Origin of the sequence: Sphingobacterium sp. SG20118 (assembly GCF_044740685.1) — a bacterium.
Taxonomy (GTDB): domain Bacteria; phylum Bacteroidota; class Bacteroidia; order Sphingobacteriales; family Sphingobacteriaceae; genus Sphingobacterium.
Window position 1 is genome coordinate 4,480,628 of sequence record NZ_CP172826.1, and the last position, 18,125, is coordinate 4,498,752.

Consider the following 18,125-nt stretch of genomic DNA (forward strand, 5'->3'; position numbering starts at 1 on the left):
CATCCCGATCAAATGCTCTAGGATATTGCGCTTGAGGAGTTTCCGCAGCTGATATCCATCGGTTTCTCATAATAGGTGACATCTCGATTATAGCTACCTGGCTTGATGATCTGTTTCGCTCGACCTTGACCTGCCCACAACAAGTTAACTTCAAAGTTCTTCCATTTTCCGCCCATCGTAACGCCATAGGTGATTTCTGGAATTGGACTCTCATGGATGCGCACCATATCATTATTCGTGATCTTTCCATCTCCATCCACATCGACATATTTAATATCGCCAGGTTTCGTATTCAACAGGTGAGCACTATCATCGATCTCTGCCTGTGTATTATAGATCCCCTCGGTTTTATAAACTAACCAAGAATCGATGCTATGATTCGTTCTTTTTTGCCACTCTGGAATATTTTGTGCTTCATCAAAGAAATGAATCTTATTACGGACAAATGTAAAATTTCCGCCTATTGAATAACTAAATTCATGCATCTTATTGCGGTAAAGTAAACTACTTTCAATCCCGCGATTTGAAATCTCACCAATATTTTGATCTGGTAGCGTCAAACCGGTATACTTAGGCACGGAAGCTTGTTTTTGAGTTAAAATATCGGTCCTTAGGGAATAAAAATATTGAACATCAAAACTCAAGCTGTTTTTGAAGAACACAGACTCAAAACCAATATTTTTTGTATCCACTTTTTCCCATGTGATATTCGGATTGGCCAAACGTCCAACCGTAAATCCTTTTCCTCTTTTTGGATCTAAACCAAACATAGCACCTTCACCTAATACATAGGTACTGATGTACTGAAATGGATCAACACGGTCATTACCCAATTTACCCCAAGAAGCTTTTAGCTTCAATTCATTGATAAATGGCACATGCTCCTTAAAAAAATCTTCTTGTGAGATCCGCCAAGCTGTCGATATACCTGGAAACCATCCCCATCTGGCATCGCTACTAAAGTTTTGGGAACCATCACGTCTCAAGGTGAAGTCTACTAAATATTTTTCTTTAAACCCATATCCTACCCGACCAAAATAATTCTGGCGAGCGGAAATTGTGGCTTTACCATCGTTATTCTTCAAATTATCACTACCTGCGAATATATAATCAACGGCACTGCTTAAAAAATCTCTTCGATAAGCGGAAAACCAATCGCCCCGTGATTTACTTTGTTCATAGGCCGCAAAAGCATTGATATGATGTGCCCCAAAATCCTTATTATAACCAATCTTGAAATTCCAAGTTTCTGTCCGATTATCATCATTTCTTTCATTCAGATTAATATTGGCTTCTCCAGTAGTCTCCCGAATATTATCATACGCTTGGGTTGCAGGATTATACCGGTAAGCATCCCACATGTCATTCAACTTTTTCTCATGTCTTAGCTGACTGTCGAATGCCGCATAACCCGAAACGCTCAGTCCATCTACCAACCAAGGCATCTTGAAATCGAACCCCACTTTCGTGTTCAAAAAATTATCTTTAATTCTTTGATAACCCGTTTTACCCGATGCTAAAATCGCTAAATTATTCCCCCAAGAAATACCCTGACCAGGCAAACCATTGGGATAATAATCGTGTAAAAATGGATAGGCATGAAAAGCCTCCCAAAAGAAGGTCCCCATATCATAATTCGAATTATTGCGGTTTTCTTGTCTGGTTGATACTTCAGCTAATACTGAAAAATCTTGAGTCACTTTAGCATCTAGATTTGAGCGAAATTGTACGGTTCTAAAGTTAAGATCCGTATTTCTGAAACCAGGTTTTTGATACACATAACCACCAGATACATAATACTTCACCTTTTCATCTCCTCCTCTTAATGAAAGCGAATGTTGTGTCTGCGGAGACTGTGTAAAGATGACATCCATCCAATCTGTGTTGGCATACAATAATGGGTCGATGCTTCCATCCAAATACCCGCCTTTGATATCCTTATATTTTTCTGTACGTCCGAAATGTGCATTGATTTCATCATCGTACTGCATAAATTGATAGGAATCCATCAGCTGAGGTGTGCGGGTATGTTCAGAAAGACCATAACTACCATCATACGTAATTGTTGGTTTCGAACCATTTCCACGTTTGGTGGTAACCAAGATAACACCGTTTGCTGCTTGTGCGCCATAAATAGCTGCCGAAGCATCCTTCAAAACAGAAATCGTCTCGATATCGCTCGGATTTAAACGCTCAATACCGCCTCTATTCGCTACACCATCAATCACATACAAAGGACTATTGTTCCCTAATGAGCCTTTACCGCGAATATAAATTTCTGAGAAATCATTTCCTGGTTCTCCAGAACGATTATTTGCCACGACTCCAGGCATACGTCCTGCTAATGAGTTGGAAAGATTTGGAGCAGGAGATTTCTGCAACTCACTGCCCGATATTTGACTGACAGCTCCCGTTAATGTCACTTTCTTTTGCGTACCATAACCGATGACCACGACTTCTTCAAGTTCAGCTAGATCTTCTTCAAGTACGACATCAATCGCTTGCTTTTGATACGGCACTTCTTGCGTTAAGTAACCTAAATAACTGAATTGCAAAACAGCATGATCTTGCTGCATAACAAGGGAGAACTGACCATCACTATTCGATTGCGTCACCGAGTTCGTGCCTTTTACTTTCACAGTAACACCAGCAAGTACTTGACCCTGAACATTCTTGATAACTCCCGAAGCGATCTTATCTTGCAACTTTAATTTTGCTTTGATAACAACACGATTTTCACTTAAAAAATCCAACTGTAGTAATTCTTTCTCAAGAATAGGAGCCAATAATTCTGTCCAAGATACATTTTGCACATCAACAGTTTTAATCTTAATATCATGGATGATATTATCATTGTAGATAAAATTCACGTCCGCTTGATCTTCAATAGAAGCCAGTAGATTTTTTAATTTTACTTCTTGAAATCTAAATGATACTGTTTTTTGTGCTTTAGATTCATTGGCCATACTGCTGGCAACAAAAGCAAATAAAAATACAATTAAAAATTTGACCATCAACAGCCATTTTAGACAATAACGAATTGGCACATGACAAAATACATGTGAGCTTTTTTTCATAACTTTGGTTTTAATTAATCAGGTTTAAAGCATCATACTTTCGAAGGGTCCGATGCTTTTGGTTAGTTTCTAGGGGTATCTTTCACTATGAGAGATACCTTTTTTGGTTTAGGCTAATTCACATATAGCGTGTCATTTTTCATATAATATTCCAATTCTACTCCAGTTCTTTTTATCAATTCCAATACTTGTTCACAGGTCGTCTCTTGAAATACACCAGTTATATGTTGCTGACTCAATCGTCCTGGAACTACCACGATAGGTTGATTGAACCAACTTTGCATTTTTTGTGCGACACGGTCAAAATCATCACCATTAAAAGCCAACTTACTCTTCATCCAGAGCGTTTCCATAGGTTCAGTAAGTTGCAAGTCTATTTTATCGAAAGCGACCTGTTCCGCCCCCAGCTGTGGTGCAACATTTAGCTTACGTTGCATGCTCCCCGATACAACATTACCTTTACTTTTTACCGCAACTTTATCACCGGGCAACATATCGTAGCTTTCTTCTGCAAGGATTAACTTAACCTTACCTTCGAATAGCGAAGTGGTCGTCAATTTTTCTTCAGGTATAGCTCTCAAATTAAATTTCGTACCCAAAACCTGGATATCAGCATCATTCGTCTTCACAACCAAGGGAATTCGCTCATTTTTAGCGATAGAGAAGTAAGCTTCTCCTTTTAATACTAAAATTCGGTTTGTTTTGCCAAAGCCTTGCTTCACCCTCAATTCACTTTCATTATTTAACCAAACTTCTGATCCATCTCTCAATTTTATTGATTTCCGCTCTGCGCGCCCCGTCCGAATGGTCTCCCAATGTGAATCAGGAGCTGCCCCTCCCCAATAGTGCGCATAAGCCAAGCACAGGAGAATAATACTTGCTGCTATCGAAATAACACGAATCCATTTTGTTCTAGCGAATGTGATCGTCTTAGACTTTTGTTCTGAATCGAGGTCTTGAGGTCTTGATCGCTCATATCGAACTTCATCCACCACAGGATCTGCTGCCTCAGATTCAAGGAATTCCAACAGTAGCTTTTTATTTTCATCCTCTTGCTCATATCCCTTCAAAACAATTCTTTCTTCAGGGGTAATCGTACCTGCAAGAAGTTTATTGGTTAACAATAAGAAATGTTGTTCATTCAAAGGAATCATAAAATAAATTAATCAGGTTCTACTGTATAGACACAACTCAAGTCCAAAACCCCCAATCAAAATTATTTTTTTTTATTTATGCAGTACCAAAGCTTCTCTAATGCGATTTGAATATGTCGATCGACCGTTTTTTTTGAAATACCCATTAACAGAGCTGTTTCTAAATAACTTTTCTTTTCTTCTTTTACGAGTTTAAATGCTTCTTTAGTTTTTGGAGGCAAACTTTCTACTGCTTGTTGAATATGTCGAATACGTTCAGCTGAAATCATCATGTTTTCTGGCGTATTGCGCTCCACCAATAGATCATGATCATTATAATTATCGATCAAAACAACTTGTCGCATTCGAATCAAATTAAGACATTGATTTTTTAAAGATTTCAGTAAAAATGGCTCAACAGCATTAATTTTCATCAAATCAGGACCCATAAACCACAATTTCCACATCACTTCAGATACAGCATCTTCAGCTAAATGATTATCCTTTAATATAAATGCGGCATATTTTTCTAATTGCTTATAATTGGCCAAAAAGTATACCTTGAAAGAATTTTCATCTCTTTCAATAGCAATTTTTGTTTTATTATCATCATTTAAAGGCTCTAGATACATGGTTATGGTGCAATCAGGAACACAAGTTAAACAAATTTGTCCATTCAAAGATTGCCTACTTAAACTTTTAATTCTTGAAGAAAACAAAAAAATCAGCCGTAACAGGGGCTACAGCTCAGTTAATTTTACGAATAATACGAGTTGATTTTTTTCGTTTAATCGCTGTGTTTCATACTTATCATTCCGATGTAAAAGTCATCTATAAAACACCGTTCCAATCATAAAAATGGATTTATAGTATATCCATTTTACTTTTAAGGGCCACATTTAGCGCATCTTTGTGCAGCATCAGCGTAATCGTTTTGTAACGGACAAATTCCTTAGATGCATAAAGAAGCCCCTTATATGCATTGGCTCTGCCCCACGAATTTTTAGCCACATAATATTCTTTGCCATTTTGGTCTTTTGCAGTTCCTATGATATGCATAGCATGGTCATCTGTTGTTTGCCAATTGTCAAAATCTTTTTGCCTTTGAGCCGGTGTGACCTTCATTTCAGGTTGAGGGCGCACAAACATGGTTTCTTGTTCCTGACGGGTCATATCTTCATATGGTTTCTCTGGTACATACGCGATACCATGCTGCCACGAAAATCCCTTTTCAGAAATATCTGAAGTCCAAGCTACCGTATATCCCTTCAGCAATGCTTCATCAATGACATCCGTTAAGTCATTCATTTGCACATTATAAAAGCGATCAAACGACCAATTGTCGGGCACAAGCAGCACAAAGGGACTATAATAGGGTTGGTCGGATACAGAAGAGAGACCAATGTAATCATCCGGATTGATGCCAATGACCTGATCAGCGAACGTACGTGCTGTGTAAGCTTTCCCCTCATAATCAAATTGTTGCGGCACCTCGCCTAAATACTCGTCTAGCGTCGATGCATATCCCACTTCCCAATCCGGTTTCAGGGGTTTATTCTGCACCAAAACCCGCAACATCGTATTCAACCGTTGCGTCATTTTACCAAAATCGTTGTACTGATTTTTCCCCACAAGACCTGTATAAGCAGCCCGTGGCATTGCTCCGTATTTACGAAATACATGCAATACATCAAGCAATTGACCACCCTCTCCCATATGAAGCTCCCCGTGCAGACGCACAAAACTACGCGCCTTGTCCAAGTAGACTTTGCGTGCCGTATAAATTGGTGAAATGGGCACAGGTTTTTTACCCATACGAATCATCTCGGATTCCAAAAATGAGTTTCCAGTATATGACCAGCACGTATTGGAAATGCCCTGATGCTTTACCGATGTGCGACCCAAATGAATAACATCGGTAAATACATACTCCGATTGAATCGCATCAGTCCGATTTTTATGATAAAATTTAAATCCATATCGAACCAAAAACACAACCACAAGAAGTCCGGCAGCAATCCACCATTTATATCTTTTCATATCATTTCAGCTATCGCCCTCCACTAATAAGCGAAGTAAAACGCGGTAAATATTTTTTCAATACGTTATAAATTAGTAAGCCCAGTAGGATTGTAATCGCTGGACAAACAATATATAAGAGCAATAATTCAATCTCGGAATTCGGATGAATGAGCTTAAATAAAAATTTAATGACAAACACCAGTGGTAGACGATGGTACGCGAAGATAAAGAAACTGCTATTTCCCAATGATGTACTATCACTCCAAGTACCTTTTGCTATAAAATGGGCAGACAGTCCTATGGCAAGCACAAGACCAATGATAATTCCCCCACCATGCAAATAAGCATTCCATTGCGGCCCCCACAAATATAGATCCGTTAGAAACCATAATGGGATAAAACAATATAGCCATCGATAATCTGGGTTTCAGCACTTCTACAAAGTTTTTATTATGAATACTAAAATAAGCTCCTGCGGCAAAGAAGAATAATGACGCGAAGCTAAATCCAGGCAAATACATCCACTGATTTGTTATCCACAATATCCCCAACAAAATCACGGCAATACCCTTGAGTTTTTTCAAGACAACGTATATTAGCGGAGAAAAAAGCACGACAACCATCAGGTCACGGATAAACCAGAAAGGAGAATTGATGGGCAAAGATTTGTCCAAATGTGAACTTATCATCGAGGTATCCCAGAATGCCCATAGCCAATCCAACATACTATAATCGGTTATCAATTTACTCTTTCCAGAAATCAAACTACCCCCCAAAAAGGTTTGTGCAAGATATAAAAGTAACAAGACAACCAGATTCCAAAAAACATAGGGAATCAGTAAGGAACGAGCACGTTTCTTTAACTTTCCAAGATAAGTATGGGTGTTAAAAACCGGTGTTTTATAAAAAAATAAAAAACCCGAGATAAAATAGAAAAGGGGTACACAGATCTCGAGGATGATTTTAGAAAATAGTGTGAAAATAGAGGAGAAAATAGGATAATTCGCAAAATCTATTTGTTTTACTCCCTGCATCACAACATTAGAAAAATCCGTATGGATAAATACAACACCTACTATAAGAGGAAAGCGAAGAAAATTGATCGTCTTGGACTGCAGTTCTTCGCTAAACATATTTGAATTATAATCTTTATCCATAAGCCCCAATGTTACAAACCTTTTATCATAACTGTATTTCAGGATGTTAAATTAGATAATTTTAGTCAAAAAATAACAATGAATATGGAAAGATGCTTGAAGCAGGTTATTATTGATAGGTATAATTCATGTAAAATGATATAAACTACAGCAGATGAAATTGAAACCATCCGTACCAAAGTAGCACCTACCCCTAACAATTTGCAAAAAAGGCCAGCAATAAAATTGCTGGCCTTAGACTTTTAAGAACAAATAACTAGTTTACGATGACACCGATTTCATTTATTTTCATCCCATTTTGATCAGCACCGATTACAGAAAGTGCTTCAAACTTGATAAAACGTGCTTGTTCTTTCACCGGGAACTTAACCTGCTGTTTGATTGGATTATTTTTGATATTGCCAAACGTCTTATTATGGAGAACACGTTCCCATTTCTGACCGTTCTTGCTCACATAAAAGTTATATTTATCCACAATCCCATTCGTGTTACCATTGGTAGCCGGGGTATAAGTAAACCCATCGATTTCCAATTCTCCTCCCATATCAAGAGTTATTTCATAACTCGCCGAAGCCCCTGCATATTCAGCTTCCCAGCCTGTTCTATAATCACCGTCAAAAGCCCTATTCACTTGCGATCCTTTTCGGGATTCGCTAGCATTTATCACTTTCCAATCTGCTGTCGAAAGATCATAATCAGCCATCACAATATCACTAAATTCCTTTCCACCATTGATGAAGGCCCTAGCTTTGATCATACCGCCTTTTTTCAATTCAAAAGACCCATCATAAGGCGTACTCTTTACCTGCGGGTCACCACCATCTAAAGTATACGTTATAAGCGGATCTGGGCTATTCGTCTTGATAGAAACCACTCCCTCCTTGGTTCTATAAATTAGCGGGATATCCAATACTTCCGGAGCTAAGTAAGCTTGTATTTCTGAAAGAACGGGCGATGCATTAGCCTCCACAGTAATCCGAATCCGACTCGTTTGTATCGTCGGAAAACTTAAGATCCTTTTATAGCCGATCGTACTTTGTTTATCCAACACAACAAACTTACTTCCATCCCAGTAGGCTACTTCAAACGATTTGACACGTTGGCCAAGTGGAATATATTCCTGCAGAAGCAAGCGATTAAGCTTTGTTTTTGCACCAAGATCTACTGTTACTGTTGCATTTTTAACCCCTTTTTCTACAGCAAAATAGGTGTCAAAATTACCGTCCGAGAGCTGAGTTGTTTGCGTTGCGTTTACCAGCACTTTTTTTCCTTTGGCTAAATTTGTCTTAAAAGTCGCATCGACCACTTTCCGCAACTCCATTAATCGGGTAGAGTCTGTCGGATGAATCTGTCCTGTACGACTTACGGGAACGTTTAATAATAAATTAGCGTTACGCCCCACTGAGGTATAATAGATTCCCAATAATTGGCTTAATGTCTTGACTTTATCATCGGTAGCTGGGCTGTAGAACCATCCTGGTCTAATCGATACATCGACCTCACCAGGTATCCAGTACTTTCCATTTTCGTCACCTGTATTTAAGACCTCTTGTTTTGGAGCATCCTTTCCCATTCCAAAGCCATCAGTATTGAGCGTGCTCCAATTGGTTTCACCAGCAAAACCAGACTCATTCCCAATCCAGCGTGCTCCAGGGCCAATGTCGCTAAATATAACTGCATGAGGCTGATGCTTGTACACGACACTGCGAAACAATGGCCAGTCATAAACTTGTTTTTTACCATTCGGTCCCTCTCCATTTGCACCATCAAACCACATCTCATAGATATCACCATAATTAGTCAACACCTCTTCCAGCGTTTTGGCAAAGATATCGTTGTATTCAGGAGTCCCATATGAAGGGTGATTTTGGTCCCAGGGCGATAAATATACTCCGAACTTCAAGCCATATTCCTTACAAGCTTCAGAAAGGTCTTTTAACACATCCCCTTTTCCACCTTTCCATGGGCTTTCACGTACCGTGTGCGTACTGTATTTACTCGGCCATAAACAAAAACCATCGTGATGCTTAGCTGTAATAATAATAGCTTTCATTCCAGCATCTTTAGCTGTTTTAGCCCATTGTCGTGCATCGAGATTTGTTGGATTAAAGACACCGGGATTCTCTTTTCCATCGCCCCATTCCTTATCCGTAAATGTATTCGGACCGAAATGGATAAACATATAGTAACCTAGTTTCTGCCATGAAATCTGGTCTGCACTCGGCAGCGCCCCATAGGGCGCTGGAGCAGCTTGCTGGGCATTTACATGCCACGTTGTAAAAAGAGTCATCACCCCTAACGCTAGACTTTTCTTGATATAATTCATTATTTTCTAATCTTTATATAAGTTATTCAAATATTACCATCCCGGATTTTGCACATAGGCTCCTGGTTTGCCCGCAGTTAGACTGATCTGGTTCAAAGGGATTGGATCAAAATAGTATTTATCGTTCCATTTACGACCGTTCGTATAGTTGGTGTTCACAATAATTAGGGCGTTATTATCAGTCGCAATCTTACTCACATCATAACTATATTTTTTTCTCAATTCCGCAACTAGCTTCATCCCCCTCACCGTTTTTATACCTTCGATAAGTTTTCCAGCCTTCCATCTTTTGATATCATTAAATCGAAATCCCTCTCCCATCAGTTCGATCCGTCGCTCTCTACGAATTTCGTAAAGTAAAGGCGTAATCGCATACCCATAATCAACCGCATGTGGATCCGCTGCAACCGTTGTTGTTAAATGAGGCATGCCTACGCGGTCCCGAAGTAAATTAACACTTTTATCCAGATCCGTTTGACTTAATGTTTTATTGATTTCATACTTCGCCTCAGCATAATTCAGCAATACCTCCGCATATCTAAAAATAAAAGCATCAATATCCGATTGATTCGCGATCTCTTGAACAGGATCACTTGACCGTCCTTTGATTAACCAATATCCACTAGATGTCTGAGAAGTTCCGATCAAAGGAAGTCCATAAACAAGCGGTGCAACAGCACTCGTACCGATCCGGTAGATAAAGCCAGGACTTGCGACCGTTTGTTTATACCGCGGATCTCTGTTTTCCGCTTCTTTAGCAGGTTCGGTATCATCAGTTGAATAAGAAGTCAACCCACTAGGTTTTCCGTCCTTATACAAGTAAGAATCCATCAGATCCTTACTGACACCTGTATTATTTTCGTTTGCTGTACGGGTATAGCCTTGTGTCAATGTACCGATAATATAAGCCCAGTGCATGATAGATTCGGGGTTTGGTTTCAGATCTGTCTGCGTAAATAGATCTTGATAATCTTTATCGACGTTCCCCGTAGCATATAAACGGTACTTTCCATCGCTCATCAATGCCTCAGAAGCTGTTAACGATACCTGCAAGACAGGTAATGGATCGCCCAGACCATGATATTTACGAAAAGTACCTTCCCATAAGGCGATTCGTGACAATAAAGCATTCGCAATGTCCTTATTTAATCGACCGGTTTCTTCAGAACCTTTTTCAGGTAAGTTACTCACGGCATATGTTAAGTCCAATAACACTTGATCCATCACTTCGTTACGATTATTACGAGGGCCATACAACTCAACCGAAGTATCGTCCATATCCGAAAGTACCAACGGTACATCACCAAAAGCACTTACCTTTTGCCAATAGAATAATGCGCGAAAAAAACGTACTTCCGCAGCATAGCGCTCCTTATTTGTTGATGGCACTTGCTCATAACGTTTGAGAAAATAGTTACATCTTCGAATTGGAAGCCAATCATCAGTTGCCCATCCACCTCCAGTAGAAGGGACAGAGACTGTGCCTCCCAATAAAGCATTCGAGGTAGCAGGGAGCATATTATCCGAATTATTATCGACCGAATAATTGTTCACAAATGGTAAATTATTATAAAATAAATTGGCAAACAATTTCAAATCGTTCTCCGTTTTAAAATAAGTAGGTTCACTAAACTGATTCTTAGGTAAACGATCTAAAAACCCATCATCTTTACAGCTATTCAGACTAAGCAAAAGACCTGAAGCTAGCAATATGTTCAAATATTTAAGGTTGTATTTCATGGCTAAAATGTGATTTGAGCTCCGAAGGAGATATTTTTACTTAATGGATAAGCGGTTCTGTCTAATTGCTCTGGATCAAAATTGTCGAATATCTTGGTAAAAGTGAACAAGTTTTCGCCAGAGAAAAATAAGCGGATCTTTTCGATTTTAGCCCGTTTTAAAATCAAACTTGGCACAGAATAACCGATAGTAATATTTTTGATGCGCATATAAGAAGCATCCTGCAGATAACGTGTCGAATTTTGGGTATTACCATTCCCGCCGAAACGAAGACGCGGAAAATAAGCATCTTGATTTTCTGGCGTCCAATAATCCATTTGATTCTTAGTCGGCACATCCCATTCACCGCCTCCGAATGCATAAAAATAAGTACCACCAACTACCGCATCACGACGTCCTACACCTTGCAAAAACACCGATAAATCAAAGTTTTTATAATCACCCCCTAATCGCATACCATAAGAATAGCGTGCAGTTTTATTACCGATGATACGCATATCACCCGAATTACTTAACGTATTACTACCATTATCAATTTTTTTATCTCCATTTAAATCTTCAAAACGAACATCCCCCCCAAGCCATGTACCCGAAAAAAGGCGTTCTTTATTCAATCCATCATTCGCTTCAGCATCACTCTGGTATAGTCCATTGGAAGTATACCCCCATATTTCATCGATTTGCTCACCGACATAATGCGACGTTACCTCACCTGTTGGGTTGAGGTCATATTTCGTAATCTTAGCTTTATTGTCGCTCATGTTAAAACTTACAAAATAGTTGAAGTCGTTGATCTTATTGTTGTATTTCACTTCAAACTCCCAGCCTGTTGTTTTCAGATCTGCCGCATTTCTATTGGGAGCACCAACGCCCAAAATCGCTGGTAATGGCTGTCCACCCACCAACATATCGCGGGTATCTCTGCTGTATAAGTCAAATGAACCACTCAACTTATTGTCGAGCAGGGCAAAATCTAAACCGATGTTTTTCGAAGTCACCTTTTCCCAGGTAAACAATTGGCTTACAAGTCCAGGAGCAGTAATATACGATTGTGTTGCATTACCAAAGATGTAATTGGTCGTACCATAAGGCATCGTCGCAATATAGGGGTATAGTGTACCATTAGTCGGATTGCTGTTCAAGTCAATACTTTGATTTGGCAGCGTACCATAAGAAGCCCTGATTTTTAAATCGTTGAAAGTCGGCTTCAAGAAGCTTAAAAACTCTTCATTGGAAAGGCGCCATGCGACACTCGCCGAAGGGCTAAAGACATAACGCTTATCGGCCGCAAAACGTGAAGAACCATCATGTCTACCATTAATTTCGATTAAATAACGATTGTCATAGATATAGTTAACGCGGAAGAAAACTGCCCTAAAAGCGCCCAATCTAACGGCACAGAGCCTACAATAGGCTTATCATCATTATTTAAATTGAGGTATGGAAAATCTTGATTCAACAGGTTTTTTGCACGTGCGCTAAAACTGCTATAAATCTTCTCTTCTCTATTATATCCAGCCATTGCTTTCAGATAATGCTTTTCAGCAAAGGTATTTTCATATTCCGCATAGATATTGATTGCTGTATAACGATCCTTTGAGTTGCTTTCCGAAACCCAAGGCACACGGTTATGTGGATAAGGTCCTACAAGGTAAGCATTGGCAGGATTCGTAGGATCCATACCTGCCGGGACAGCACCATACTCATCAAAAGACTTGATATTGATCTTATTGTTATAATTATAACTGTTCCAGGTCATATCCCCTATTACCCTAAAGTTTTTAAGCGGGTGTAGGTTAAATCCACCCGTCAACCAGACATCATCAGATTGGTAGGTTTCACGTCCGTTATACTCATTCATAGCAAAAGGATTGGTCGTATTACCTTGACCGGAATAATGACCATCCGGATGTCTAATCGGGATATTAGGTCTTAAATCTGTCGCAATACGGTCTCCATAGATACCTTCAATAGCAGCAGATCGTGCCGGCTTATCATCTTCTTTACGGTTTAAGCGAAACTTAGCGTTCAAATCCAACCAAGAGGTTACTTTAGTCTCCAGTCCCATATTGGCATTATAGCGCTTGTATTTTTGATTGGCCGCTTTAAACAAACCTCCTTGATTTAAATAACCCAACGAAGTGTGGTATTTTATTTTCTCACTACCACCAGTCAGTCCCAAATTGTGTTCGTTCATCGGGGCCCATCCAGGAAACATCTCCTCCCACCAATCGGTGTTGCCCACATAACGGTAGCGCGTAGGATTACTTGGATCAATGTATACGGCATTTTCAGGAATTGGGTTGGCCATATATGCTTTCATTTTTTCAATATCGGTATCCGTCCAAACTTCCGATCCACGAGCACCTCCCGAAAGGTTACCACTCAGATCAGCATATTTATACATATCGACATACTCCAATGAATTGACCGTCTTTGGAATAGTCGTAGGTCTTGAAAAACCTTGATTAAATGAATAATTAACACGTGTACCTGTATCATACTTCCCATTCTTGGTTGTGATCAAGACAACACCATATGCAGCACGTGCGCCATATATGGCTGCAGCAGCCGCATCTTTCAAGACCGTTACGTTCTCCACATCTTGAGGATTAAGCTGATTGGGATCCATCTGTACGCCATCTACCAAGATGAGTGGTCCACCCCCATTTAAGGAAGTATACCCGCGGATATTAAAACTTGCCCCTTCGCCTGGTCGACCATTAGAGAGGCCTATATTCAGATTGGGTACCGCTCCTTGTAAACCGGCACCGAGGTTCGTAACCATACGATTTTCAAGTACCTCTGATCCCACTGAACTGACCGCACCTGTTAAATTTACTTTTTTCTGTGTACCGTAACCAACGACGACCACTTCGTCCAATGCATCAACCTTCTCGACCATCGTGATCGTGTAGTTGTTATTTGACCCTACCGTCAATGTTTGCGGTTCAAAACCTATCAATTCCACCGTCAATACAGTCCCTACTTGAGCCGTCACCTGAAATTCACCGTTCTGGTCAGTCGACATACTGCTCCCATTCTTGACCTTAATGGTCGCTCCCGCTAGTGCCCGACCTTTGCTATCGGTTACTTTTCCTGCTATACTTTTTTGTACTTCGGCAGCGCTGTTCATTTTTACCTTAGACAAAGAGGTTGCACGTTTAATAACAACAGCATTTTGTTCTATCACAAAGGAAAGTGATAGCGGTGTCAATATACTGGATAACCCCTTTTCTAGCGCTACTTTATCCAGGTTAACCTCCGCTACTCGAAGTGTGCCGATTACCCCGGCCTCACTGATCACATCGTATTTGGTTTGTTTCTTGATTTCTTTTAATATATCCGTAAGCTTCGCATTTTTCCCTTTCAAGGTCAGCAGCTGCGCATAGGTATAGGCATGAGCCTGACTCAAAGCCATGACCATGAATAATGCAATGAGTTTCATCACAATAAAAAATTTAAGGCAGGAAGAATATCTAGGATAGTCTCCCTTATCATAATTAGGTGTTAATTTCATTATATTTGATTTGTAATTAGGTTTACATTGGTCATACTTAATGGGTTGTTCAATGTAGCATATTGCATTTCGGCTAGGGCAGCCTTCAACCTGCCTTAGCTTATTATTTATATGCCAGAAAGTAACGTAATTATTTAGGCACCATATACACCCTCCTTCCTTCAATGCTATAGGCAATATGATCATTGGTCAGTTGAACCAATCTCAAGACTTTATCAATCTGCTCCGATTTAGAGATCGATCCCCATATCTGAATGGCTGCAATCTCTGGATCTACCTCCACCTGTACATCATACCAGCGTCCAACCCGAAGCATGACTTGATCCAGCCTTTCATTATTGAATATAAAATCACCATTTTTCCAGGCGATACTTTCTTCCGGATTAAAACGCTCTATCTCGACCGACTTCGGGCCATTTACGGTCTGCTGCCCCGGACTAAGCACGGTATTATAGTTCCCTTGTTTTGCGGAAACTGCTACTCTTCCCTCTAACAGCGATACTTTAGAAATGGGCTCATCCTGGTAAGCATTCACATTAAAATGCGTCCCCAAAACTTTGATTTCTTCTTTATGAGTCTTGACGACAAAAGGTTTATAAGCATCCTTGGCAACCTCAAAATAAGCTTCACCTTGCAACTCCACAATACGTTCCTTTCCGATAAAAGCAATCGGAAACTTCACCTTTGAGGCCGCATTGAGCCAAATACGTGTTCCATCACTGAGTTTGATTTTATATTGACCGCCATTGGGTGTCGCGATACTGCTTTCAATAATGTGATTAGGGTCCAATGATTCTTTTGAACGGAGTACATAATTGATCTCCCCTTCTTTTGTTTTGACGATCTCGACCCCGCTTCTACTCAAAAGAACACCATCCGCTAGCTCATCAAGATTATAAGCTGACTCATCACCCAGCTGTAGATTACCTTTATCAGATCCAGGCACAATGACACTAGCTTGGGAATGACCTAGAGCTGGCTGACTAATTTTTCGTGTATAAATGAAAGTCCCTATGCCGACAATAAGAAGAATAGAAGCTGCCCAATAAAACATTTTCTTAAAAGGAGTACTTCGGGGCAATGCAACCGGATGATTCATCCCTGTATTCTTTTGAATATCAAAATAGAGGTCAGACTCCAATGAATCCAGCTTTTCGGCAGAAAAATCGGTTACAATATGGTCTTCGTAGGATGAGTACCAGGTATCAAATTCTATTCTTTCCTCCTCAGAAATAGTACCTGCCAGCCATTTGTCGGCCAAATACTTCAATCGTTCGGATTTCGGTTTATACGTCATAATTCTTGGGGTCTATAATAATAAGCCCTTTGAATCTGAGATATCCCTTAGTCCAATCTTAAAAAAATTTAAAATAACAGACCAAATGTAGAATGGTCATCATATTTAAATCGTTACGAATATGTTTTCTAGCTTTCGAAAGATGCGCCTCGACCGTTTTTTCAGAGATATCAAGTTCTTTCGCAATTTCTTTTTGACTATATTCCTTCTCAACACGCAAGCGAAATACAAGCTGACATTTTTCTGGGAGCAAACGAACGGACTGCCCCAATGATTCCATGAGTTCTTTTGTCTCGAGATAGTCAATAGTCGAATTATCGTGCTCGGACATCTCCAATCGGATCAGCTCACGATGACGATCTAAATGTCCTTGTTTAGCAATAGATTTGAGCACTTCATATTTAGTAGCGGTTGCAAAGTAGACCGCAAAATTTTTAGTCAATTCAAAAAATGGACCTTTCCGCCACAGATTCAAAAAAATATTCTGAACGATCTCATACCCATCATCTTCACTTCCCAGTCGATTTTTAGCGACTAAGAATATACCCCGCCAATGACGCTTGTAGATTTCATTAAAAGCATGTTGATCCCCGTTTCGTAACAGCAGAACAAGTTTTTCTTCAGATAAAGATGTCAAATCAATCATAGGATTAGGTTAATTACGAATTGGACTCCTATAAATGTAAGCGTTCTTATAGCAAAAAACAAGGTGCCTTTTTTGGTAGACCTGCCATTGCCCACATATCATTTGCGGTTTCGAAAAACCATACCTAAACGTATCACAAGTCAGGAAGTCACGAATAGCATTCAAATAAATAGCATAACCTTTTCTCTTGGCAGCTAAATAAGACAACCCGAGCATACTCTGCTCGAACAGCATGAGCAGGTTCATGCGGTCATGGAAAATCAAACCTATAAATATTCGATATCGAGGAGCTTAAATGGCAAAACTGCCACGAATTATATAAACCAGCTATTAGTTTTCCATCGAATTACCTAAGTAAAACCAACTTGCTTCCTGAACACGTTTTACCTTAGTCAGCTCAAAAATCAGGTCCTCAATCTTGCCATCATTTTTACCCACTGTCGACAGCTTCACATTTAGGATGACGATATTCGTGTTTTCTACAGACACATTACGCAAAACAGATCGGAGTAAATAAGTATCTGTATTTTCAATTTGATTCACAATATGACCACGAATACCCGTTTCATCTTCGATTTTACAAGCAACTTTGATTAAATAAAAAGCTTCTTGTATTTTTCTACTCTTATAAGATTTTAATGCTCCCAACCAATCACTGAAGGGGCCCATAGCAATATGGGTAAACAAGATAGCACCCGTCACAATACTCGCCTCGACATAAAATGCCATACCGCATAATGTCCCGACAGCTGCTGAACACCAAATTGTAGCTGCAGTATTAAGACCACGTATGGTCAAGCCATCTTTCATGATGACACCTGCACCGAGAAAACCGATACCTGTCACAATCTGTGCTGCAATACGCCCTGGATCGCCACCATTGGAGCCATATAAATAGACCGACAATAACATATATGCTGCTGCACCTATGGAAACAAGTGCGTTGGTGCGAAGTCCTGCGCTCTTATCGCGCCACTGACGCTCTGCTCCTATGGATAGTCCTAATCCAAATGCTATTGCTATACGAGTAACAAAATCTATGGTATCCAAATAACCAGTTTGAACAATTAAAAATTGAATATTCATGCTTACGAATTATAGCGCTAAAGTTAGCCTTTACATCTTAATTACTACACATAATAACAATCAAATTCTAAGTATGCAGCCATAAACATTTAAAATTTTATACAACAAGAATCAGCCTCCA

General features: G+C 39.6%; 12 protein-coding genes. All 12 read right to left on the reverse strand.

The window, feature by feature from the left end; genetic code table 11:
- Window positions 1-17: 17 nt before the first annotated feature.
- On the reverse strand, window positions 18-3,014 hold the full coding sequence (locus tag ACFX5U_RS20535; protein WP_400261941.1) for a SusC/RagA family TonB-linked outer membrane protein: 2,997 nt from the start codon (window positions 3,012-3,014) through the stop codon (window positions 18-20).
- 176 nt (window positions 3,015-3,190) lie between these two features.
- Window positions 3,191-4,231, reverse strand: a complete 1,041-nt coding sequence (locus ACFX5U_RS20540; RefSeq protein WP_400261942.1) for a FecR family protein — start codon at window positions 4,229-4,231, stop codon at window positions 3,191-3,193.
- 62 nt (window positions 4,232-4,293) lie between these two features.
- Window positions 4,294-4,842 carry a sigma-70 family RNA polymerase sigma factor gene (locus ACFX5U_RS20545; protein WP_400261943.1) on the reverse strand — a complete coding sequence of 183 codons (549 nt, stop codon included), beginning with the start codon at window positions 4,840-4,842 and terminating at the stop codon, window positions 4,294-4,296.
- Between the two features lie 232 nt (window positions 4,843-5,074).
- Entirely contained in the window at window positions 5,075-6,250 is a 1,176-nt protein-coding gene (locus tag ACFX5U_RS20550; protein ID WP_400261944.1) for an aminopeptidase C, read from the reverse strand.
- Window positions 6,251-6,489: 239 nt separating this feature from the next.
- Entirely contained in the window at window positions 6,490-7,389 is a 900-nt protein-coding gene (locus tag ACFX5U_RS20555; RefSeq protein WP_400261945.1) for an acyltransferase family protein, read from the reverse strand.
- 256 nt (window positions 7,390-7,645) lie between these two features.
- The gene (locus tag ACFX5U_RS20560) at window positions 7,646-9,715 is read right to left on the reverse strand and encodes an alpha-L-fucosidase (protein ID WP_400261946.1); all 2,070 of its coding nucleotides are present in this window, start codon (window positions 9,713-9,715) and stop codon (window positions 7,646-7,648) included.
- A gap of 33 nt (window positions 9,716-9,748) precedes the next feature.
- Window positions 9,749-11,455: a RagB/SusD family nutrient uptake outer membrane protein gene (locus ACFX5U_RS20565; protein WP_400261947.1), complete on the reverse strand. Its 1,707-nt coding sequence runs from the start codon at window positions 11,453-11,455 to the stop codon at window positions 9,749-9,751.
- A 2-nt stretch (window positions 11,456-11,457) separates the two neighbouring features.
- Window positions 11,458-12,843 carry a SusC/RagA family TonB-linked outer membrane protein gene (locus ACFX5U_RS20570; RefSeq protein WP_400261948.1) on the reverse strand — a complete coding sequence of 462 codons (1,386 nt, stop codon included), beginning with the start codon at window positions 12,841-12,843 and terminating at the stop codon, window positions 11,458-11,460.
- Complete coding sequence (locus ACFX5U_RS20575) at window positions 12,783-14,903, reverse strand: SusC/RagA family TonB-linked outer membrane protein (RefSeq protein WP_400263621.1); 2,121 nt, start codon at window positions 14,901-14,903, stop codon at window positions 12,783-12,785. The genes ACFX5U_RS20570 and ACFX5U_RS20575 overlap by 61 nt, the downstream gene beginning before the upstream one ends.
- Before the next feature lie 202 nt (window positions 14,904-15,105).
- Entirely contained in the window at window positions 15,106-16,272 is a 1,167-nt protein-coding gene (locus ACFX5U_RS20580; RefSeq protein WP_400261949.1) for a FecR family protein, read from the reverse strand.
- Window positions 16,273-16,330: 58 nt separating this feature from the next.
- The gene (locus ACFX5U_RS20585) at window positions 16,331-16,918 is read right to left on the reverse strand and encodes an RNA polymerase sigma factor (RefSeq protein WP_400261950.1); all 588 of its coding nucleotides are present in this window, start codon (window positions 16,916-16,918) and stop codon (window positions 16,331-16,333) included.
- 330 nt (window positions 16,919-17,248) lie between these two features.
- Complete coding sequence (locus tag ACFX5U_RS20590) at window positions 17,249-18,004, reverse strand: MgtC/SapB family protein (protein WP_400261951.1); 756 nt, start codon at window positions 18,002-18,004, stop codon at window positions 17,249-17,251.
- Between the last annotated feature and the right edge of the window lie 121 nt (window positions 18,005-18,125).

Bases quoted from the DNA above. Each gene is read 5' to 3' on its own strand.
- ACFX5U_RS20535 (WP_400261941.1), bottom strand. From the start codon at position 3,014: ATGGTCAAATTTTTAATTGTATTTTTATTTGCTTTTGTTGCCAGCAGT.
- ACFX5U_RS20540 (WP_400261942.1), bottom strand. From the start codon at position 4,231: ATGATTCCTTTGAATGAACAACATTTCTTATTGTTAACCAATAAACTT.
- ACFX5U_RS20545 (WP_400261943.1), bottom strand. From the start codon at position 4,842: ATGTATCTAGAGCCTTTAAATGATGATAATAAAACAAAAATTGCTATT.
- ACFX5U_RS20550 (WP_400261944.1), bottom strand. From the start codon at position 6,250: ATGAAAAGATATAAATGGTGGATTGCTGCCGGACTTCTTGTGGTTGTG.
- ACFX5U_RS20555 (WP_400261945.1), bottom strand. From the start codon at position 7,389: ATGGATAAAGATTATAATTCAAATATGTTTAGCGAAGAACTGCAGTCC.
- ACFX5U_RS20560 (WP_400261946.1), bottom strand. From the start codon at position 9,715: ATGAATTATATCAAGAAAAGTCTAGCGTTAGGGGTGATGACTCTTTTT.
- ACFX5U_RS20565 (WP_400261947.1), bottom strand. From the start codon at position 11,455: ATGAAATACAACCTTAAATATTTGAACATATTGCTAGCTTCAGGTCTT.
- ACFX5U_RS20575 (WP_400263621.1), bottom strand. From the start codon at position 14,903: ATGAAACTCATTGCATTATTCATGGTCATGGCTTTGAGTCAGGCTCAT.
- ACFX5U_RS20580 (WP_400261949.1), bottom strand. From the start codon at position 16,272: ATGACGTATAAACCGAAATCCGAACGATTGAAGTATTTGGCCGACAAA.
- ACFX5U_RS20585 (WP_400261950.1), bottom strand. From the start codon at position 16,918: ATGATTGATTTGACATCTTTATCTGAAGAAAAACTTGTTCTGCTGTTA.
- ACFX5U_RS20590 (WP_400261951.1), bottom strand. From the start codon at position 18,004: ATGAATATTCAATTTTTAATTGTTCAAACTGGTTATTTGGATACCATA.